We start from the raw sequence: 20,584 nt of genomic DNA on the forward strand, positions 1-20,584 counted from the left end.
GGGGATTTTGGCCGAATAAATCCCCCTGCCCCCCTTTGCAAAGGGGGGAATTGCGCCCTCCGCGTCCTGCTTTTAAGCCCACTCGTCGCCCCCGGCCAGGCCATCACGACCCTCGGGCCTGACCTCCGTCAGGGCCTTGAGCAGCAGATCGGCACCGGCGTCGGCCTTGCAGCCCTGTTCACTGAGCAGGCGGCGCCAGCGGCGGGCACCGGGCTGGCCGTTGAACAGGCCGAGGACGTGGCGCGCCACATTATTGAAACGCCCACCGCGCTCGATATGCCCTTGCAGATAGGGCAACAGGGCCTGGAGTGCCTGCTCGGGCCGCTGCACCGGGTCGGTGCTGCCGAATAGGCGGCTGTCCACCCGAGCCAGCAGCCAGGGGTTCTGATAGGCGGCGCGGCCGAGCATGACTCCTTCGCAGCGCTGCAGGTGTTCAAGACAGGCATTCAGGTCTTGAATCCCGCCGTTGATGATCAGGTTCAGATCGGGAAAGTCCTGTTTCAGCCGATACACCCAGTCATAGCGCAGCGGCGGCACCTCGCGGTTCTCCTTGGGGCTGAGGCCCTTGAGCCAGGCCTTGCGGGCATGGATGATAAAGGTCTGGCAACCGGCCTCGGCCAGCTGCCCGATAAAGTCCACCAGCTCGGCATAGCTGTCGCGCTGATCCACGCCGATGCGGTGTTTCACCGTCACTTCCCGGTCGCAGGCATCGCGCATGGCCTTGATGCAGTCGGCCACCATGCCGGGCTCCAGCATCAGGCAGGCACCAAAGCGGCCCGACTGCACCCGGTCCGAGGGGCAACCCAGGTTGAGGTTGATCTGGTCATAGCCCCAGTCCTGGCCGATGCGGGCACAGCGGGCCAACTCGGCCGGATCGCTGCCCCCCAATTGCAGGGCGATGGGGTGCTCGGTCGGGTCAAACCCCAGGTGCCGCGCCCTATCCCCGTGCAATATGGCCCCGCTGGTGACCATCTCGGTATAGAGCAGGGCCTTGCGCGTCAGCAGGCGGTGAAAATAGCGGCAATGGCGGTCGGTCCAATCCAGCATGGGCGCTATGGCAAAGCGGTGCGCCTTTGATTCTTCTTCTTTTTCCTTACTGTTCATTCTGTTAGCGCCTGATTTATCAATCCTGACCTACTGATTTATTGCTTATTCTCACTCTTTCCTGCCCATTTCGCCTCTGCTGGTGCGACTAGGAGCCTGTCGGGTTTAGGTGCCCGTAGCGAGCAAGGTGGGAGAACGAGAACAAATTTTCACGATTTTGAGGCGCTGAGTTTCCCTACGCAACGAAAAATCGGGGCCAATGTTCAAAACAATTCTGGGCCGTTCTTCCCACCGGCGCAGTAGGAGCATCCTAAATCCGACAGGCTCCTAGGTGTGGGTCAAGCTGATCCAGTCATCGGTTTGGCATGACCTACCTTCCTGTAGGCCCGACGGAGGAAGTAGGGCGAAGCTTGAAGCCAGCCGCGCCGCAGTTTTGTCTGCTGGATGCCGACTGTCGGCCTATTCTACGGGCCTGGCACCCCCCGTCCGAAAACCGAGGTTATTGCTGTGCGGAAGATGGGGTAAAATCGGGCCATGATCTGGACACCTCGCACCACAGTTGCCGCCATCATCGAGCGGGATCGGCAGTTTCTGCTGGTGGAGGAACTGGCCCATGGCCAGCGGGTGCTTAACCAACCGGCCGGGCATCTGGAGGATGGGGAGGGCCTGATTCAGGCGGTAATGCGCGAGGTGCGCGAGGAGACCTGCCTGGCCTTCAAGCCCCAGGGGTTGGTGGGCATCTACCGTTACCGTATCCCCCAGGGCGCGGACGCCGGACTCACCTACCTGCGCTACTGCTTCTTTGGCACGGCCTCTGCCCTGGACCCGGCCCCTGCCCGCGACCCCGATATCCTCGATCTGATCTGGCTGGAGCGGGCCGAACTGGCCAGACGCGTGCTGCGCAGCCCCCTGGTGCTGCGCTGCATCGATGACTACAGGGCCGGTCAACGCCATTCCCTGGAGCTGTTGCATGAGCCAGACTAAGGATCACGGGGTGAGCAGAATCAGCCCGGAAAATAAAACCCGTCCAGGCCCACCTCGGGACTCGGAACGCGGGACTCAACACTTGCCACCGTGGTTTCACACCAATCCCCTCTGGCTGTTGCTGATCCCCCTGCTGAGTCAGGCCAACCCCTTTCTCGAACCGGAACGCATCAAGGCCTGGGTGGATGAACCCCGTCTGGAGCGCTTCAGCCTGTGCTACAACCACAGCTGCACGGAGACCGCCATCGTCGGTCTCAGTGCCAAACAATGGGCCCAGGTGGAAAGGCTGTTTCGCCCCAAGCCCAAGGGTCCAGCGGCAGAGCGCAAGGCCATAGCCCGCGCCATCGGCCTGCTGGAGACCCTGGTGGCACCGCTGATCGGCACCCAGCAGGACAAGGCACTGAACTTTCAGGGCAGCCTGGCGCAGAGCAATCAACTGGACTGCATCGACGAGGCACGCAACAGCACCACCTACCTGAAACTCATGCAGCAGCTGGGCCTGCTGCGTTTTCACCGGGTACGCGACACCGCCACCCGAGGCTGGTTCATCAACGGCATGCCCCACACCACGGCGGTGATTCGCGAGCGGCGCAGCGGCCTGGATTATGCCGTTGACTCCTGGTTCCACGACAACGGCGTGGCCGCAGAAGTTCTACCGGTAGATGAGTGGAGCAACGGCTGGCATCCACCGGAAAGCCCCTGATGCACGGTGACGAGACGCGACCCGGCAGGGTCATGGTCGGCCTGTCCGGCGGGGTGGACTCCGCCGTTGCCGCCCTGCTGTTGCAGCAACAGGGCTGGCAGGTGAGCGGCCTGTTCATGAAAAACTGGGAAGAGGACGACCAGGCCGGTTATTGCGCCGCCGCCGAGGACCTGGCCATGGCCCAGGCGGTGGCCGATCGGCTGGGCATCCCCCTGCACAGCGTGAATTTCGCCAGCGAGTACTGGGAGCGGGTATTCGAGCACTTTCTGCGCGAATACCGGGCCGGCCGCACCCCCAATCCCGATGTGCTGTGCAACCGCGAGATCAAGTTCAGCGCCTTTCTCGACCACGCCCTGGAGCGGGGTGCCGACTGCATCGCCACCGGCCACTACGCCCGCCTGCACAGACACAACGGCCAGACCCAGCTGCTGCAAGCGGCCGATGCCGGCAAGGACCAGACCTATTTCCTCTACCAGGTCAGCGCGGCGCGGCTGGCCAGGAGCCTGTTCCCCCTGGGGGGGCTGCAGAAACAGCAGGTGCGTCAGCTGGCGCGTGATGCCGGGCTGCCCAACCACCAGCGCAAAGACAGTACCGGCATTTGCTTTATCGGCGAGCGGCGCTTTCGGGAATTTCTCCAGACCTATCTACCGGCACAACCCGGCGAGATGGTGGACAGCTCAGGCCGGGTACTGGGTCAACACCAGGGGCTGATGTTCTACACCCTGGGCCAGCGCCGGGGCATGGGCCTGGGCGGCACGGCGGATGGCACCGAGCTGCCTTGGTTTGTGCTGGACAAGGACCTGGTGAACAACCGCCTGATCGTCGGTCAGGGCCATGACCACCCGCTGCTGCTCTCGACCGCCCTGGATGCCGGCCAGCTGCACTGGATCAGCGGCCAGCCCCCTGCCCGCCTGCATGCCAAGGCCCGCCTGCGCCACCGCCAGCCGCTGCAGGAATGTCATTTGAGCATCCAGCAGGGGCGCTGTCGGGTAGAATTCGCCCAGCCGCAACGGGCCGCCACCCCCGGCCAGTCCATCGTCTTCTACCGGGATGGGCAGTGCCTGGGCGGGGCCATCATCGAATCACGGGATCCCTTATGAAAAGCTACAGCGAACGCATCACGGCCCTGGCCGGCATCTTTCAGGCCAGCGAACTGGTGGACCAGGTCGGCCGCGAGGGCCATTGCGACCCCTACGCCAGCCACAGCAGCCTGTTCAGCCTGCTGCAGGTGAATGCCAAGGATGTCGAGGCGGTCTATGACGGGCTGGAGGGGGTGCAACTGGGGCTGGAGGCATTGGTGCGGGAGTTGACCGCCAAGACCACGCGCAACATCCGCGTGGCCCAGTACAGCATTCAGCTGCTGCAACTGGAGGCCAAGCTGAGGAAGGCACCGGCAAAGCTTGCGATCATCGCCAAGGGCATAGCCGAGGTGGAACAGCGCCAGGGGCACTTTGCCTTTGACCACCCCAACAGCATCGCCCGTTTTGCCGATATCTATATCAACAGCGTCGGCAGCCTGGGCTCGCGCATCATGGTCAAGGGCGAGTCCATCCACCTGAACAACCCGGACAACGCCAACCTGATCCGCGCCCTGCTCCTGGCCGGCATCCGCTCCGCCATGCTCTGGCACCAGTGCGGCGGCAGCCGCTGGCAGATCATCTTTGGCCGCAACAAGATCCTCAAAGAGGTCAAGGTCCAGATGAGTCGGATTTGATCACCCATAAAACTCAGCCGTGACTCTTGTCAGGGCATCGTGACAGAGCATCGCTGTTCCCTCTCCCCTGAGATTTGCGTACACTATTCATAAATACCCCCACACGCAGCCCCTCAGGAGTTCAGCATGTCCCCACGCGGTGGTCCCCGCCCCGGTGCCGGTCGGCCCAAGGGTCAGGGCAAATTTGGCGAGCCGACCCGGCCCCTGCGGGTGCCCGAGCGTCTGGTCAATGAGGTGCTGCGCTTCGTCCAGTGCCAGGGCTATCGCCTGCCGCTCTATGCCAGCAAGGTGTCGGCGGGGTTTCCCTCACCGGCGGATGATTACCTGGAAGGCGCGCTGGACCTGAACGAGCACCTGATCGCCCATCCGGCGGCGACCTTCTTCGTGCGCGTGTCCGGGGATTCCATGCTCGGTGCCGGCATCCACCCCGATGACATCCTGGTGGTGGATCGCAGTCTGGAGGCCAGCTCCGGGCGCATCGTGGTGGTGGCGCTGGATGGTGAGTTGACGGTGAAGCGCCTGCATATCAATGGCCAGGAGGTGCGGCTGCTGCCAGAAAACCCGGCCTATGCGCCCATCGTGCTGCGCGAGGAGGGTGAACTGCACGTCTGGGGCGTGGTGACCAGCGTGATCCATCGGCTATGAGCCCCTTATGACTCTATTCGCCCTGGCCGATTGCAACAATTTCTATGTCTCCTGCGAGCGGGTATTCGACCCACGCCTGCAGGGGCGGCCGGTGGTGGTGCTGTCGAACAACGACGGCTGCGTGGTGGCCCGCTCCAACGAGGCCAAGGCCCTGGGGATCAAGATGGGGGTGCCCCTGTTTCAGGTGAAGCCGCTGCTGCGCCGCCACAATGTGGCGGTGCTATCCTCCAACTACAGCCTCTATGGCGATATGTCGCGGCGGGTAATGGAGATCCTCGGCCAGGCCCGTCCAGAGCGGGAGATCTACTCCATCGACGAGGCCTTTTTGCGTCTGGATAATCTACCGGTAGAAGCAGAGTCCTTCAGCCTGGACCTGCGCGCCCAGGTGCTGAAGGCCACCGGCATCCCCATCTCCATCGGCCTGGGAGCCACCAAGACCCTGGCCAAGCTGGCCAATCACATCGCCAAGCGGGTGATCCAGGGGCCGGTGTATTGGATCCGATCACCACAGGCCGAATCCGCCCTGTTCGATCAACTACCGGTAAATGATGTCTGGGGCATAGGCCGACGCTGGGCGCAGCGGTTGGAATCCGGCCTTGGGATCAGCACGGTGGAGCAGTTGCGTTGTGCCAGCCCGCGGCTGATTCGCAGCCATCTATCGGTGATCGGCGAGCGCATCGTGCGTGAACTCAACGGCCAGGCCTGCCTGGACCTGGAGAGCGTGCAGCCCAATCAGCAGATCATCTGCTCCAGGTCCTTTGGCTGCCGTATCCACGAACTGCCCCTGCTGGAGCAGGCCCTGAGCAACCATGCGGCGCGGGCCTGCGAGAAGCTGCGCCGCCAGCAACTGCTGGCCAATGCCGTGCAGGTGTTTCTGCACACCGGCCTGCACGATGCCCGGCCCTACAGCAACGCCCTGGCGCTGCCCCTGCCCTCCCCCAGCGCCGATAGCCGACAGATCATCCGCCTGGCCCGCTGGCTGCTGCGGCGTATCTACCGGCCCGGCCATGCCTATCAGAAGACCGGCATCATCTTGCTCGGGCTCGGTTCCGCCCAAGGCCCACAGCAGGCCGATCTGTTTCTGCCCTCAAGGGAGAGCCCCAGGCTGATGCAGCTGCTGGATGGCATCAACCAGAAAATCGGCAGCAACAGCCTGTTTTTCGCCGCCCAGGGCACCCAGCGACCCTGGCAGATGCGGATGGCGCAGCGCTCGCCGCGCTATACCACCTGCTGGAAGGAGCTGCCGCAGGTGGCCTAGCCCACAAGGCCAAGCCCCATGGGCATGGCTTTGGCTGGACCGGCCGGACAAAAAAAACCGCCCCTTTGGACGGTTAACTCAGTGTGGCTCTACTGCAAAAATTCTATCCCCTCACGGCCCTGCCAAAGGCGGGTGGGCGTGAGGGTCAGAAAAATCAGGCTACGGCCCGCTGCGGGTCTCCGGTTACCTTGCGGATCATCGGATAGAGGTTCTCCTGTTCGGCCTGGATGCGGTTGAGTACCAACTCGAACATGTCCTCGGTCTCGGCCATGAATTGATCGTATTCCTTGATGGCCAGTTCACGGGTTTTGGGCCGACACCATTTTTTCAGGTAGGCGGCGAAGATACGCTTGATCTCCTTGGAGCCGCCCATGAAACGATCGGCGGTGTTGCGTACCTGTCGCTCCTGGTGGGTCAGTAACTGTGAGTAGAGGCCCTTATCCATCACCTCCAGGTGATTTTTCACTTCTTCCACAAAGCGGTAGAAGAGTTCACAGGTAACGGCGGAACCACACAGGTGGCGGTCGCCCAACAGATGCTCCAACACGTTGGTCAGTTCCGTGATCTTGTCGTTTTGCTCGTTCAACTCGTCATAGGTGACCATCTCGCACACTCCTTTCAGAAAATCTCTGTTTGTTCACTGGCTGCTTGATGCCGTCTCTGCGGCACAGCCATCAGGGTTTAATTATCATATTTAAATATTCTAATTTTATTATAATAGCTTTATTTATCAGGCGCTTATCGTCCTCCTCGGTTCCGCATCTTGATCCGGAGAGGCCTTTTTGTCAATGGTTTTTTGGGATTTTGGCCGCTGAGGGGATAAATATAATCAACCCTGCGGGCGTTAATTCTGAAAACAGGCCGCAGGCCCGCATACTTCAAACTTCACCCTTCCAACTTCACACTTTTTTATTTACCAGGCCACATCATCCAGGGTCTCGCCCGTCTCTACCGGCTTGATGCCTTCCTTCTTCAGCGGGTTATCGACGCGGACCAGTTCGTCCTCGTGGATATGGATGCGGGTCTTGCGCCTGGGCAGATAGTGGTTGGCGGGCTTGGTGCCCCACTCCGGCATCAGCGGGTAACCGCCCTGCTCGCGGATGGCCACCGAAACCTCGGAATCCGGGTCATGGACATCGCCGAACAGGCGCGCCGAGGTCGGGCAGGCAAGCACGCAGGCGGGCTTGCGCTCGTTCTCGGGCAGCTGGGTGTCTGTGATGCGGTCGATGCAGAGGGTGCATTTCTTCATCACCCGCTGCTTTTCGTCGATCTCGCGGGCGCCGTAGGGGCAGGCCCAGGAGCAGTATTTGCAGCCGATGCACTTGTCGTAGTCCACCAGCACCACGCCGTTGTCCGGCCGCTTGTAGCTGGCGCCGGTGGGGCAAACCGGCACGCAGGGCGGTTCCTCGCAATGCAGGCAGCTCTTGGGGAAATGCAGGGTCTCGGTGTTCGGGTAGGTGCCGAACTCGTAGGTCTGCACCCGATTGAAGAAGGTGCCGGTGGGGTCGGCGTCATAGGGGTTCTGGTCGGTCATCGGTCCCGCCCAGCCGGAGGTGTTCCACTCCTTGCAGGAGGTGACGCAGGCGTGACAGCCAACGCAGACGTTCAGATCTATGACCAGTGCCAGTTGTGTCATGTTTTCCTCTGAATCAGGACGCAGAGGGCGCAAAGGAGCGCAGAGCACGCAGAGTTGGAAAAAAATATAACTCTGCGTGCTCTGCGCTTCTCCGCGTGCTCTGCGTCCCCATATCAATCAAACAAATTCATTTTCTTGCGGAACAGCCCTGCCATGTAGCCTTGCCATTTGCCGCGTTTGGGGTCCTGCCCCGGTACCCGCTTGTGGCCGCTGAACTGGGGCGCGCTGATGCGGGGTTCGTCGTCCTTGGCCTTATAGACCTTGACCCTGGTATCGAACCAGGCGGCCTGGCCGGTGACCGGGTCGGAGTTGGACATGTGCTCGCCGGCCTCGCAGGGGGGCAGTTCTTCGCGGATCACATGATTCAGCAGAAAGCCCTTCTGCGATTCGTTGGCCTTTTCCGACAGACCCCAGGCACCAGCGGCCTTGCCGATGGCGTTCCAGGTCCAGACCGTGCCCGGCTCCACCGCCTCGGAGAAGCGGCACATGCAGCGCACCTTGTTGATCGCCGATTCGACCCAAACCCAGTCGCCGTCGTTGAAGCCCTGGCTCTTGCCCAGCAGCGGGTTGACGAACAGGTAGTTGTGGGTGTGAATCTGGCGCAACCAGGCGTTCTGTGAGTCCCAGGAGTGATACATGGCCATCGGCCGCTGGGTCAGCGCCGTCAGCGGGTACTCGCGGGTGTCCACCAGCTGGGATTCCAGGGTTTCAAAATAATAGGGCAGCGGGGTGAAAAAGCTCTCGATGCGCTTGCGCAGGCGCTCCGGCGGCTGCTTGCCCGGCCGCTTACCCTGAGCGGCGAGGCGAAACTTCTGCAGCACCTCGGAATAGATATGGCAGTTGATCGGCTCGGCGTAGCGGGTCATGCCGTGGGCCCGCGCCCACTCCAGGTAGCCCTTGTTCCAGTTACGCATGTACTGATAGGACTTGGGCAGCTCGTAGTGGAACACGCAGTTGTTACGCGCATACATCTCCCACTGGCGCGGGTTGGGCTCGCCCTTGAGGAACTTCTCGCCGCCCTTGCCGCGCCAGCCGGCCAGAAAGCCGATGCCGGAACCGGGCGAGGTCTCATAATTGGTGATGAAGTCCGGATAGTTCTTGAACTTGCGGCTGCCATCGTCCTTGACGAAGGCCGGCAGCTTGAGGCGGCTGCCCAGTTCGATCAGCACCTCCTGAAAGGGCTTGCACTGGCCCTTGGGCTCGACCACCGGGATGCGCACCGAGTCCACCGGGCCATCGTACTCGGAGATGGGCCGATCCAGCATGGACATGGCATCGTGCCGCTCCAGGTAGCTGGTGTCCGGCAGCACCAGGTCGGCGAAGGCTACGGTCTCGGACTGGAAGGTGTCGGCGACGATGACGAAAGGTATCTTGTAGTCGCCGTTCTCGTCCTTGTCAGTGAGCATCTTGCGCACGTTTTCGGTGTTCATGCTCGAGTTCCAGGCCATGTTGGCCATGAACAGCAGCAGGGTGTCGATCTTGTAGGGGTCGCCGCGCCAGGCGTTGGTGATGACGTTGTGCATCAGACCGTGCACCGACAGCGGGTACTCCCAGGAGAAGGCCTTGTCGATGCGCACCGCCTCGCCCTGCTCATCAACGAACAAATCATTGGGGTCGGCCGGCCAGCCCAGGGGCATGCCGTCCAGCACCGTATTCGGCTGCACCGCTTCGGGGCCTTTCGGCGGCTTCGGGCATGGCGGAATCGGCCGCGGAAAGGGCGCCTTGTGGCGGAAACCGCCGGGGCGGTCGATGGTGCCCAGCAGGGTCATCAGTATGCCCAGCGCGCGGATCGAGTGGAAGCCGTTGGAGTGCGCCGCCAGGCCGCGCATGGAATGGAAGGCGACCGGGTTGCCCACCACCGAGTTGTGCTCGTTGCCCCAGGCATCGGTCCAGGGGATCGGCAGCTCGATCTTCTGATCCCGCGCCACCACGCCCATCTCATGGGCCAGGCGGCGGATGGTAGCGGCCGGAATGCCGGTGATGCCGGCGGCCCACTCGGGGGTGTATTTCTCCAGGGACTCCACCAGCAGCTGGAAGGCCGGTTTGACCTGGGTGCCGTCCTCCATCTGGTACTCGCCCAGCAGGCGCGGCTCGCAGCCCGGGGTCTGGGTGCCCATGGGGATATCCAGCTCGCGGTCCCACCAGAGCTTGTTCTGGGGGTCGAAGCAGCCCTCTTCGTAGTGCATTTCCACGCGCTTGAACAGACCGTGATCTTCACGCTCGGGCTCGTTGATCACCAGCTCAGCGGCGTTGGTGTAATTGATGATGAAATCGCGGTCGAACAGGCCCTGCTTGATGATCTCGTTGTTGATCGCCAGCAGCAGGGCACCGTCGCTGCCGGGGCGAATCGGCACCCATTCGTCGGCAATGGCCGAGTAGCCGGTGCGCACCGGATTGATGGAGATGAAGCGACCGCCCTTGCGCTTGAACTCGGACAGAGATTTTTTCAGCGGGTTGGAATGGTGATCCTCGGCGGTGCCGATCATCACAAACAGCTTGGCCCGATCCAGGTCCGGCCCGCCGAACTCCCAGAACGAACCGCCGATGGTGTAGATCAGCCCGGCAGCCATGTTAACCGAGCAAAAACCGCCGTGGGCGGCGTAGTTGGGGGTGCCGAACTGCTTGGCGAACATGCCGGTGAGCGCCTGCATCTGGTCGCGGCCGGTGAACAGGGCGAACTGCTTGGGGTCTTCGGCGCGAATCCGGCCCAGGCGCTCGGCCATTAGATCAAAGGCCTGCTCCCAGCTGATTTCTTCGAACTCGGACTGGCCGCGCTCGCCGCGCTTCTTGCGCAGCAGGGGCTTGCTCAGGCGCGCCGGCGAATACTGCTTCATGATGCCGGAGGCACCCTTGGCGCAGATGATGCCCTTGTTCAGCGGGTGCTCGGGGTTGCCCTCGATGTGGCGCACCTCGCCATCACGCAGGGTGACGCGGATGCCGCAGCGGCAGGCGCACATGTAGCAGGTGGTGTTCTTGACTTCGACGCGGCCGGTGTCGCGGTCCGAGCGGGCGGTAGGGTCCTGCATGCAAACAACCTGGGCAGAGGGTACAGAAGGAGATACTAATATAATCAGTGGCCGATTGGAATGACCGAGGGCGCGAGTAGTTACAGTCTGTCCTCTGTCTGGCCTCCCCCTTTGTAAAGGGGGAATCTGACCCTCTCCCCTTAGGGATGAGAGTGGGCGAGTCGTTGCCTTCACACGTCAAACTTTCTGCTCCGCTTCGTGATAGATTACGCGCCCATGACCGCCCCTGCCTCCACCCCTTCCGAGCCCCCTGTTGACCTGGGCCAGGCCCTGGCCCCTGGCCTGCTGCGCCGTCTGGCGGCGCTGTTTTATGACGCCCTGTTGCTGCTGGCGGTGCTGGTGGTGGCCTCCATCCTGCCGCTGCTGGCCAACGGCGGCGAGACCATCAGCCATCCCCTGGCCCGGCTGCTGTTTCAGCTCTATTTGCTGCTGGTGGTGTTCGTCTATTTCGGCTGGCACTGGAGCCACGGCGGCCAGACCCTGGGCATGCGCGCCTGGCGGCTGCGCGCCCTGCGCAGTGATGGCCATGCCATGGGCTGGGGCGATGCCCTCAAGCGCTTTGCCGCCGCCGGCCTGGCCCTGTTGCCCTTGGGCCTGGGCCTGATCTGGTGCCTGTTCGACCGCGACGGCCTGGCCTGGCACGATCGCCTGTCCGCCAGCCGCCTGGTGCTCAGCGCCAAACGCCGATGAACCTGGACCACCTGCGCCACCAGTTTGGCTCTGGTTTTGATGCCGCGCAATTGCTGGTGGATCGTGGCATGGCCAGCATCAGCGGCCGCTCGGTGGATGGCAAAAAGCTGTTCGGCATAGTGCGGGAGAAAAACCGCAACTATCGCCTGCTGCTTGAGGCACCCAAAAACAAGCAAACCCAGGCCAAGGGCGAGTGCGGCTGCCGAAAGACCGATTGCGTCCACCTCTGCGCCCTGTTGATCCATTACCTGACCGAGTCCCCCAGCCCGGCGCAAACCCCGGCCCAGTCTGCCGCCCTCGATCTCAGTGACCGCCGCCAGCTGATCTACAGCCTCAGCCCGGAACACCAGCGGCTGCGCTGTCGGCCCCAGCTGATCCTGGTCAACCCCCAGGGGGAGTGGCAGCGCCGCCTGGATTATGAACACAACCCCAACCAGCGCCGCCCCGGCTTTCTGCGACCCGAGGATGAAGAACTGCTGGCCCAACTGCTGCATCTCGATCAGGTCTTGGGCAGCCGGGATGAGGCCCTGCTGGGACAACTGCTGGCCAGCGGCCGCTGCTATCTGGCAGCGCAACAGCAGCCCCTCAAGCTGGGGCCACCGCGCCCGCTCCACGCCCGCTGGCAGGTACGCGACAACGGCAGCCAGCGTCTGCACTGGGACTGCCCGGACAGCAGCCTGCTGAGCCTATTCCCCAAGCCCTGGTACCTGGACCCGGTCCGTGGCCTGTGCGGTCCCACTCTGGGCCACCTGTCCAGCGAACAAATCAGCGCCCTGGAGCGCCATCCCCTGATCACCCCGCCCCAGCTGGCCGGGGTGCTGGCCGAATTGCGCCCCCTGCTGCTGGGGGTGGAAAGCGCCCTGCCCCAGGACTTTGCCCTGCAGCGGCGTCAGGGCCGGGAGCCGCTGCCGCTGCTGCGCATCAGCGGCGAGGAGGGCGAGGACAGCCTGCTGCTGCAGCTGCTGTTCATCTACGATGGCCTGCTGCTGAGCGAGCCTTGCAATCCCTGCCATTTCGATGGCCAGCAGGTCACCTGCTTCGAGCGCGATGCCGGTGCCGAGCAGGCCCAGCTGGCGCAGATAGCCGACTTCTTCCCCAGCAATCTGGCCACCCCCTTTGAGCGTCGCCTGCCACGCAATCAATGGCGCCGCAAGGGGGCGGCCCTGCTGGCGCGGCTGCACCGGCTGGGCTGGCGCATCGACTACGCCGAGGGGGTCAAGGAGCGCTTCAGCTTCGCCGAGGACTGGTACGGCCAGATCGATGAGAACGCCGATGGCTGGCTGGACCTGTCTGTAGGCGTGGAGCTGGACGGCCAGCGCATCAATCTGGTACCCCTGCTGTGCGAGCTGGTGCGCAGCCACGACCCCCTGCTTAGCCCTGAGGGTCTGTTGCAGCTGGATGACGCCGAGGTGATCTGCATCCCCTGGCAGGGGCGTAATCTGGTGATTAGCGTGGGACGGCTGCGGCCCTTGCTCAAGACCCTGTTCGAACTCTATCTGGATCACCCCCAGTCCCCTGAATTCCTGCGCCTGAGCCCGGTGCGGGCGGCCAATTATCTGCTCATGCTGGAACAGGGTCAGAATGATCAGGCCGAGCCGCCTCAGCCTGGCCTGCGTTGGCGCGAACCGGCCCGCTTGCAGCGCCTGCGCGAACAGCTACAGCGCAAGCTGGACAACCCCACCGAGCTGCCTGTCGGCCTCAAGGTCGAGCTGCGCCCCTATCAGCTACAGGGCCTGGGCTGGTTGCAGTTTCTCCAGCGCCACGGCATCGGCGGCATACTCGCCGACGACATGGGCCTGGGCAAGACCCTGCAGACCCTGGCCTGGCTGCTGTGGCAAAAACAGCAGGAGCTGGGGGCCGCCAGCGGCCCCAGCCTGGTGCTGGCCCCCACCTCACTGCTGGGCAACTGGAAGGCCGAGGCGCGAAAATTTGCCCCGGAGCTGCGCGTTCTGCTACTGCACGGACCCAACCGCCACGCCCAGTTCCCGCTGATCCCCGAGCAGGACCTGGTGATCACCAGCTATCCCCTGCTGGCGCGGGATCAGGATTTGCTGGCCGAGGCGCGCTTTCAAAGTCTGATCCTGGATGAGGCCCAGGCGATCAAGAACCCCAGCTCCCAAACCGCCCGCGCCGTGCGTCGGCTCAGATGCGAAACCGGACTGTGTCTGACCGGCACGCCCCTGGAAAATCACCTGGGCGAGTTCTGGGCCCTGTTCGATTTTCTTATGCCCGGCTTTCTCGGCGGCCCCAATCTGTTCCAGCGTCTGGTGCGCGACCCGATCGAAAAACAGGGCGACCTGGATACCAATCGACGTTTGGCCCAGCGTATCCGCCCCTTCATGCTGCGCCGCACCAAGCAGGAGGTGCTGGCCGAGCTGCCGCCCAAGACCGAGATCGAACGCTGTATCGAGCTGGAGGACGACCAGCGCGAGCTGTACGAAAGTATCCGCGGCATCATGCACCAGCGGGTTCAGGAGGTGGTCGCCAGCAAGGGCCTGGGGCGCAGCGGCATCACCATCCTCGATGCCCTGCTCAAGCTGCGTCAGGTCTGTTGCGACCCGCGTCTGGTCAAGCTGGTGCAGGCCCGTCAGGTGAAGCGCTCGGTCAAGCTCGACTACCTGCGCCTGCTCCTGCCTGACCTGATCGAGGAGGGCCGCCGCATCCTGTTATTCTCGCAATTCACCAGCATGCTGGATCTGATCGAGACCGAGGTGCAGGGGCTGGACATAGGCTACGCCAGGCTCACCGGCCAGACCCGAGACCGGGATGCCCAGGTGCGCCGTTTCCAATCCGGCCAGGTACCCCTGTTTCTGATCAGCCTCAAGGCCGGTGGCACCGGCCTGAATCTCACCAGCGCCGACAGCGTGATCCACTACGACCCCTGGTGGAACCCCGCAGTGGAGCGCCAAGCCACCGACCGCGCCCACCGCATCGGCCAGGATAAGCCGGTGTTCGTCTATAAACTGCTCTGCGAAGGCACGGTGGAGACCCGTATCCGCGACCTGCAACAGCGCAAACAGGACTTGGCCGACAACCTGTTCGAGGCCACCGGCAAGGCCAAGGCGCAGTGGGACGCCAACGACCTGACCATGCTGTTCGCGCCGCTGGAGGAGTTGTGAAGCAGGTCGTATGGGCTTGCCGCGAGGCATAGGGCGGGCCGCGCCCGCCGCCAAGCCAGCCCTACTGCAGCCCATTCTGAAACAAACGCCACGCCAGGGCACGGCGGCCAAGGGCCGCCCTATTCGACTGACTGAGATTTATGGATTCATGAAACAAAAACAAAAAATCCCAATGCCCAAACACGACCCCGAAATCATGGCCAAAGTCGATCCGTTGCTGGAGCAGCAGGGGGAATACCTGCCGCTGGAGTTGCTGCTGGCGGAGGGCCGCCTGTTTTATGCCGACTACGATGCCTGGCGTGGCGGCCAGCTGGAGCATCTGCAGGAATGCCTGTTCGGTGACGAGCACAGCGCCCAGCAACTGCTGCTGCAGGCCGCTGCCTACTGCCAGGCCCTGGGGTTCAAGCCCAGTCCCTGCCACTATCGTCAGTGGAGTAGCGAGCAGGTCCTGAAATTTAGCCTGGACAGTCAATGGGACAGCCTGTTCCAGACCGGCTACCGCAAGGACGACAGCCAGCCGCAGCTGGACCTGTTCATGGACAACATCGGCAACAACCTGGCCAACGACTGCCGCGCCGCCCTGGCCGAGCGCAACGCCGCCAAGGCGGCTCAAATCCTGGAGCTGCTGATCAAGGCTGACTTGAAAAACAAGCAGATTGATCCACTGAGAGAACTGATCGAGGTGGCCGCCAACTGGCCGACGGGCGACCTGGACGCCAACCAGATCCGGCGCTTGCAGGAGGCGATCACGCCCCTGGCCCAAGACCTGCTCAGGGCCCGCGCCAACGACTTTCTCACCCCCTACTGGCGACAGGCCGCCAGGCAGCTACAGGATCGGGATCCGGCCCAGGCCTCCTGGTTCTGGACCCAGGCGCAGGACTGGCCAGCGGTGCGCGCAGGCATCGAGCAGCTCAGTGACTGGCCACAACAGGCCGAGCTACTGATGCGCCATGCCCGCGCCTGCCTGCAGCTTAAGGACAATCGGCAGATACTGCTCGACCTGCTGCAACTGAGCTGGCGCTGGCCTGGGCGCATACCTGAGCTGATCGCCCGGCTCGACGGCCTCTATCGGCACAACTGGCAGAGCTTTCAGGATAGCGACTGCGAGCTGGAGGCGCGGGACTTCCCCGCCTGGCTGCTCATCACCCTGCCCGGCCAGGCCAGCCTGCTGGATGCCCAGACCCTGGCCCCGCTAGAACCGGCCCAGGGTTTCATGGAGCTATGGGATCTGGTGCAGGCGGAGCGCAAAAAGCTGGCCCCGGACCAGCGCGCCCGCCTGAAACAGGCCCACCCGGAGCTGTTGCGTGCCTACCTGGCAGGCAGAAACTAGCCCTTTGGAAAGTTTGAAGTGAGAAGTTTGAAGGGTGAACCTAAAAAGAGCATTTGGCCACAGAGCGCACAGAGAAAAATCAATGTGTTGAAAAGCGAACATTCAACACCTTCTAGGAGCCTGTCGGGTTTAGGTGCCCGTAGCGAGCAAGGTGGGAGAGCGAAAACAAATTTTCACGATTTTGAGGCGCTGAGTTTCCCTACGCAACGAAAAATCGGGGCCAATGTTCAAAACAATTCTGGGCCGTTCTTCCCACCGGCGCAGTAGGAGCATCCTAAATCCGACAGGCTCCTAGGGTCGGTTTTGTAACGCTTTGCGTCCTTTGTAATCCGTTTTTGGTTCCGGCTTCACCGGGTTAGGTCTATGGCAAATCAGGCCTCATTTTCCAGCCCTGCGCCTTTCTGTGCTCCTGTTCTGGCCTCGGCCGTGACCGGCCCTGTCTGCATACAGACCCAATCGACGATCCCGCCGCTGGGCCGGTAGCCGGATACCAGACTCAGCAACAGGGCGCGGGTGGCGGCGGCGTCGTTCGCCTTCAGGGCCTGTTGCAGCTGTTGCAGGCCGGATTCCAGCTGGTCCCAGGGCAGGCTGTCCTCCCGTGCCCTGAGAATGCGCGGGTGGGCGGTGGGCTGGGGGTCGTTGCCGATGAGCAGCTCCTCGAACAGCTTCTCGCCGGGGCGCAGGCCGGTGATCTGGATCTCGATATCGCCCTCGGGGTTGATACCGTCCTTGAGCATCAGGCCGGACAGTTCCACCATGCGCTGGGCCAGCTCCAGGATGCGCACCGGCTCGCCCATATCCAGTACGAAAACATCCCCCCCCTGTCCCATGGCGCCGGCCTGAATCACCAGCTGGGCGGCCTCGGGGATGGTCATGAAATAGCGGGTGATGTCCGGATGGGTCAGGGTGATGGGGCCGCCCTGACGGATCTGCTCGCGGAAGCGGGGCACCACCGAGCCGGATGAATCCAGCACGTTGCCAAAGCGCACCATGCAGAAGCGGGTGGCGCTGTCCTGCTGGCTGAGGGCCTGGAGTACCAACTCGGCCAGGCGCTTGCTTGCCCCCATGACGTTGCTTGGGCGCACCGCCTTGTCGGTGCTGATCAGCACAAAATCGGTCACCGCCGCCTCCATTGCCGCCTGGGCGGTGCGCCAGGTGCCAAGGACGTTGTTCTCCACCCCTTCCACCGGATTGTGCTCCACCAGGGGCACATGCTTGTAGGCGGCGGCGTGATAGAGGGTATCCGGCCGCCAGCTGTTGAGGATCTGGCGCATGCGCCCCAGGTCACAGACCGAGGCCAGCAGGGGCAGCAGGCGCGCCTCCTGGTCGGGATGGGTGCGCAGCAATGCCTGATGGATCTGATACAGGGCAAACTCGCTCTGCTCCACCAACAGCAGGCGCTGCGGGCCGAGCTTGAGGATCTGCCGACACAGCTCGGCGCCGATGGAGCCGCCGGCCCCGGTGACCATCACCACCTTGTCGCGCACATTCCAGTTGAGCAGCTCCGGGTCCGGGGCCACCGGCTCGCGGCCGAGCAGATCATCGGCATCCAGCTCGCGCAGGTCGGACACGCTCACCCTCCCCTGCACCAGCTCGGTCACGCTGGGCAATGTGCGTACCGCCAGGGGCAGGTGACGGATGCGGGCAAGGATCTGGTTGCGCCGGTGCCGCCCCACCGAGGGCAGGGCCAGCAGCAGATCACTGACGCCTTGCCGCTCGATCAGTTCGGGCAGTTGCTCCGGGGCGTGGATTGGCAGGGCGTTGAGTACATGGCCCTGCAGCTGGGGGTCGTCATCCAGAAAGCCCACCACGCGCATCTCGTGGCTGTTGTTCAGGGCCGTGGCCAGCTGGCGGCCGGACAGACCGGCGCCATAGATCAGCACCCTGGGCCGGGACGCCTGGCGCAGCTGGTTCTGATACAGGCCGCCCAGCCAGAAGCGCGCCAGGATGCGCGAGCCGCCTATGGCCAGCAGCAGCAGCATGGGCTGCAGCACGCCTATAGTGCGGGGCACCCCCTCCACGCCGATGGCGGTGAACACGGCCATGTAGATCAGGCCATAGACGACCACCCCCCAGGCCACCGTAATCAGCGCCGGCCAGCCGGAATAGCGGAAGATGGCACGGTAAAAGCCCCGCGTGATGAAGATGGGCAGGGCGATGAGCAGCGCCACCGACAGCGCCAGCTCGGGCCGCCAGTAGCTATCCCCGCGCAGGGGCAGCCAGGTGTCCAGGCGCAGATAAAAGGCCAGCCAGACGCTGAGCACAATCAGACTGACATCCACCAGCAGGGCGAACAGGCGCTTGCCCATGCGCGGCATGGCCAGAACCGATTGGGTAAAGCGTTGTAACGGCATGGGCTGTGTCTAATATCTTGTCATTTAAGGCAGGGCAGAAGAGCATAGGGCGGCCCGTGGCCGCCGCGCCCTGGCCATTCGCGTTGGCCAGGTCACCCCATCATCCTATATTCCTCAGTTAAGCCACAGAGACACAGACGACTCCAGGGCCACCGATGATCCAGTCATCGGTTTGGCATGACCTACCTCCCTGTAGGCCCGACGGAGGAGGTAGAGCGAAGCCTGGAGCCAGAGCCGAGATCACAGAGTTGTTTCAAAGAGCTACATATTAGACCAGGCTCACCTAAAAGGTGATGAGCGTTCGCTTTCCAACACATTGATTTTTCTCTGTGTACTCTGTGGCTCTGTGGCCAAATGCTCTTTTTAGGATCATAACAGCCGATCACCGCCACCCCGCCCCAGCAGGGTCAGCAGGATGTAGCGGAAATAGGCGGCCAGGTCCAGGTCTGCCAGCATGCGGGCATCGGTCTGGGCCAGCAGTCGCGGGCTGGACATGTCGATGCTGTTGAGCTGGGCCAGTCCGGTGATACCGGGCCTGGCGGCGAACACCCCCAGCTCGGCGCGCTCGTGGATCAGCTCCTCCTGGTTGAACAGGCAGGGCCTGGGGCCGACCAGGCTCATCTCGCCTTTGAGCACGTTCCACAGCTGGGGCAGCTCATCCAGCTTGGTGCGGCGCAAGAAGCGGCCATAGGCGGTCACCGCCGAGGCATCGGCCAGATGGGTGGCCACCCAGGCGGTGTCCGGCCGCATGGTGCGGAACTTGACCATGACAAAGGGCCGCTGCCAGCGCCCCACCCGCTGTTGCAGAAACAGGGGCGAGCCGGTATCCCACAGGCCGATCAGGGCCAGCAGCAACAGCAGGGGCAGGCCCAACACCAGGCCCAGCAGGGCAAACAACAGATCAAACAATCGAATCAATTGGCAAAGGTCCGTGAAAAAACCGTAATAGTCCGTAACTAAACGCAACGTGTTGGGCAAAGCAAAGCCTGGCCAACAAATCACCTGGGAGCTTCGAGCAGCCAGGCAGCCCTGCGCTAGTTTGCGCCCTTCGCGTTCCGGCCTGGGCAGATTATCCATCCCCCACCCCAAGCATCCTGCACAGGCCCTGCTCCAGGCTCAAAGGCGGGGTCCAGCCCAGCCGTTGTTGGGTTGGGCCCATGTCCACCTGGAGTGAACCGGTCAGGCGCCGCAGCATCTCGCCCTTGCCGAGCAGGGCGGCGGCCTGCTCCAGCACGGCGGCAGGCAGGGGCAGCAGCCGGGTCGGCCGCTGCATGATCCGGCCAAGACGCCGGATCAGCTCCGGGGTTGAAACGTCCTCGCCATCCGAGGCCAGCAGGCACTGCCCGGCCGCCTGGGGATGCTCGGCGCAGCAAAGTATCAGGTCCACCAGATTGTCCAGCCCGAGCAGGGAGCGCCGATTGTCCAAGCTGGCCAGGGGCAGCGGCCAGCCCCCTTGCAGCCAGCCCAGCAGGCGGGCCAGGTTGCCCTTGACACCGGGGCCATGCACCAGGGGCGGGCGTATGATCACCAACTCCAGCCCGGTCTGCGCCGCCAGCGCCCGCAGCCCCTGCTCTGCCTGCCACTTGGAGCGGCCATAGGCGTCCTCGGGCCGGGGCGGGTCGTCGGCACGGAAGGGCCGCTCCCCGGTCTGCTCGCCATTGACCTTGATGGAACTGAGATAGACCAGGCGGCGTACCCCGGCGGCGGCGGCCTGGCGGGCCAGATTCAGACTGGCCTGTACGTTCACCCGCTGCAACTCGGCCAGGGCCTGAGGGCCGTTGATTGGCCCCCGATGGGCCAGCGCGGCCAGATGCACCACCACCGAACGGCCGACAAGGGCCGCCTGCCAATCGGTGTCCGGGCCGATATCGCCCACCACCACGCCGCGCTGACCGGTCTTGTCCGCCGCTGGCCTGCGCAGGGCACAGCGGGGGGCAAGCCCGCGTTGGCTGGCCTCGGCCTCCAGGGCCTGGCCAATAAAGCCGGTGGAACCGGTCAGGAGCAATCCCATCAGAACAATCCGGCCCTGTTCAATTCGGCCCTCTCCTCGAACTGGTGAGGAATCAAGAAAAACCGGATTC

General features: G+C 63.4%; 16 protein-coding genes. 9 read left to right on the top strand and 7 right to left on the bottom strand.

Annotation, left to right across the window (positions count from 1 at the left end; genetic code table 11):
* Positions 1-72 precede the first annotated feature (72 nt).
* Positions 73-1,104, bottom strand: a complete 1,032-nt coding sequence (gene dusA, locus D5125_00050) for a tRNA dihydrouridine(20/20a) synthase DusA (protein QFY87997.1) — start codon at positions 1,102-1,104, stop codon at positions 73-75.
* Between the two features lie 474 nt (positions 1,105-1,578).
* On the opposite strand from dusA, the gene D5125_00055 reads away from it, so the two are divergent.
* The 6 genes from D5125_00055 (at position 1,579) to D5125_00080 (ending at position 6,348) form a co-directional block, all read left to right on the top strand.
* Positions 1,579-2,028 (top strand): NUDIX hydrolase, encoded by a 450-nt coding sequence (locus D5125_00055; GenBank protein QFY87998.1) that lies wholly within the window; start codon positions 1,579-1,581, stop codon positions 2,026-2,028.
* Positions 2,029-2,110: 82 nt separating this feature from the next.
* Positions 2,111-2,731, top strand: coding sequence for a hypothetical protein (locus D5125_00060; GenBank protein QFY87999.2), 621 nt, complete (start codon positions 2,111-2,113; stop codon positions 2,729-2,731).
* Positions 2,731-3,831: a tRNA 2-thiouridine(34) synthase MnmA gene (gene mnmA, locus D5125_00065; protein QFY88000.1), complete on the top strand. Its 1,101-nt coding sequence runs from the start codon at positions 2,731-2,733 to the stop codon at positions 3,829-3,831. Before D5125_00060 ends, mnmA begins: the two co-directional genes overlap by 1 nt.
* The gene (hflD, locus tag D5125_00070; protein ID QFY88001.1) at positions 3,828-4,445 is read left to right on the top strand and encodes a high frequency lysogenization protein HflD; all 618 of its coding nucleotides are present in this window, start codon (positions 3,828-3,830) and stop codon (positions 4,443-4,445) included. Before mnmA ends, hflD begins: the two co-directional genes overlap by 4 nt.
* Before the next feature lie 126 nt (positions 4,446-4,571).
* Positions 4,572-5,090: a translesion error-prone DNA polymerase V autoproteolytic subunit gene (gene umuD / locus D5125_00075; protein QFY88002.1), complete on the top strand. Its 519-nt coding sequence runs from the start codon at positions 4,572-4,574 to the stop codon at positions 5,088-5,090.
* A 7-nt stretch (positions 5,091-5,097) separates the two neighbouring features.
* Positions 5,098-6,348, top strand: coding sequence for a Y-family DNA polymerase (locus tag D5125_00080; GenBank protein ID QFY88003.1), 1,251 nt, complete (start codon positions 5,098-5,100; stop codon positions 6,346-6,348).
* A gap of 154 nt (positions 6,349-6,502) precedes the next feature.
* On the opposite strand, the gene D5125_00085 is transcribed toward D5125_00080, so the two are convergent.
* The 3 genes from D5125_00085 to D5125_00095 form a co-directional block, all read right to left on the bottom strand.
* The gene (locus tag D5125_00085; GenBank protein ID QFY88004.1) at positions 6,503-6,952 is read right to left on the bottom strand and encodes a hypothetical protein; all 450 of its coding nucleotides are present in this window, start codon (positions 6,950-6,952) and stop codon (positions 6,503-6,505) included.
* Positions 6,953-7,261: 309 nt separating this feature from the next.
* Positions 7,262-7,984 carry a 4Fe-4S dicluster domain-containing protein gene (locus tag D5125_00090; GenBank protein ID QFY88005.1) on the bottom strand — a complete coding sequence of 241 codons (723 nt, stop codon included), beginning with the start codon at positions 7,982-7,984 and terminating at the stop codon, positions 7,262-7,264.
* Positions 7,985-8,097: 113 nt separating this feature from the next.
* A complete protein-coding gene (locus D5125_00095; GenBank protein ID QFY88006.1) occupies positions 8,098-11,010 on the bottom strand; it encodes a molybdopterin oxidoreductase family protein in 2,913 nt (970 codons plus the stop codon).
* Between the two features lie 216 nt (positions 11,011-11,226).
* On the opposite strand from D5125_00095, the gene D5125_00100 reads away from it, so the two are divergent.
* The 3 genes from D5125_00100 to D5125_00110 all read left to right on the top strand — a co-directional run bounded on the left by D5125_00100 (position 11,227) and on the right by D5125_00110 (position 16,149).
* Positions 11,227-11,700: an RDD family protein gene (locus D5125_00100; GenBank protein QFY88007.1), complete on the top strand. Its 474-nt coding sequence runs from the start codon at positions 11,227-11,229 to the stop codon at positions 11,698-11,700.
* A 791-nt stretch (positions 11,701-12,491) separates the two neighbouring features.
* The gene (locus D5125_00105; protein QFY91011.1) at positions 12,492-14,819 is read left to right on the top strand and encodes a DEAD/DEAH box helicase; all 2,328 of its coding nucleotides are present in this window, start codon (positions 12,492-12,494) and stop codon (positions 14,817-14,819) included.
* A gap of 172 nt (positions 14,820-14,991) precedes the next feature.
* Positions 14,992-16,149: a hypothetical protein gene (locus D5125_00110; protein ID QFY88008.1), complete on the top strand. Its 1,158-nt coding sequence runs from the start codon at positions 14,992-14,994 to the stop codon at positions 16,147-16,149.
* A 371-nt stretch (positions 16,150-16,520) separates the two neighbouring features.
* On the opposite strand, the gene D5125_00115 is transcribed toward D5125_00110, so the two are convergent.
* From D5125_00115 to D5125_00125, 3 genes are all read right to left on the bottom strand, one after another.
* Entirely contained in the window at positions 16,521-18,503 is a 1,983-nt protein-coding gene (locus D5125_00115) for a polysaccharide biosynthesis protein (protein ID QFY88009.1), read from the bottom strand.
* 369 nt (positions 18,504-18,872) lie between these two features.
* Positions 18,873-19,421: a sugar transferase gene (locus D5125_00120; GenBank protein QFY88010.1), complete on the bottom strand. Its 549-nt coding sequence runs from the start codon at positions 19,419-19,421 to the stop codon at positions 18,873-18,875.
* Positions 19,422-19,572: 151 nt separating this feature from the next.
* On the bottom strand, positions 19,573-20,514 hold the full coding sequence (locus D5125_00125; protein ID QFY88011.1) for an NAD-dependent epimerase/dehydratase family protein: 942 nt from the start codon (positions 20,512-20,514) through the stop codon (positions 19,573-19,575).
* Positions 20,515-20,584 lie beyond the last annotated feature (70 nt).

Source organism: gamma proteobacterium SS-5, from assembly GCA_009497875.2.
GTDB lineage: Bacteria > Pseudomonadota > Gammaproteobacteria > Chromatiales > Chromatiaceae > Magnetovirga > Magnetovirga frankeli.

Excerpts from the sequence above, each read along its gene's own strand:
- dusA (QFY87997.1), bottom strand. The coding sequence starts at position 1,104 with ATGAACAGTAAGGAAAAAGAAGAAGAATCAAAGGCGCACCGCTTTGCC.
- D5125_00055 (QFY87998.1), top strand. The coding sequence starts at position 1,579 with ATGATCTGGACACCTCGCACCACAGTTGCCGCCATCATCGAGCGGGAT.
- mnmA (QFY88000.1), top strand. The coding sequence starts at position 2,731 with ATGCACGGTGACGAGACGCGACCCGGCAGGGTCATGGTCGGCCTGTCC.
- hflD (QFY88001.1), top strand. The coding sequence starts at position 3,828 with ATGAAAAGCTACAGCGAACGCATCACGGCCCTGGCCGGCATCTTTCAG.
- umuD (QFY88002.1), top strand. The coding sequence starts at position 4,572 with ATGTCCCCACGCGGTGGTCCCCGCCCCGGTGCCGGTCGGCCCAAGGGT.
- D5125_00080 (QFY88003.1), top strand. The coding sequence starts at position 5,098 with ATGACTCTATTCGCCCTGGCCGATTGCAACAATTTCTATGTCTCCTGC.
- D5125_00085 (QFY88004.1), bottom strand. The coding sequence starts at position 6,952 with ATGGTCACCTATGACGAGTTGAACGAGCAAAACGACAAGATCACGGAA.
- D5125_00090 (QFY88005.1), bottom strand. The coding sequence starts at position 7,984 with ATGACACAACTGGCACTGGTCATAGATCTGAACGTCTGCGTTGGCTGT.
- D5125_00095 (QFY88006.1), bottom strand. The coding sequence starts at position 11,010 with ATGCAGGACCCTACCGCCCGCTCGGACCGCGACACCGGCCGCGTCGAA.
- D5125_00100 (QFY88007.1), top strand. The coding sequence starts at position 11,227 with ATGACCGCCCCTGCCTCCACCCCTTCCGAGCCCCCTGTTGACCTGGGC.
- D5125_00110 (QFY88008.1), top strand. The coding sequence starts at position 14,992 with ATGCCCAAACACGACCCCGAAATCATGGCCAAAGTCGATCCGTTGCTG.
- D5125_00115 (QFY88009.1), bottom strand. The coding sequence starts at position 18,503 with ATGCCGTTACAACGCTTTACCCAATCGGTTCTGGCCATGCCGCGCATG.
- D5125_00125 (QFY88011.1), bottom strand. The coding sequence starts at position 20,514 with ATGGGATTGCTCCTGACCGGTTCCACCGGCTTTATTGGCCAGGCCCTG.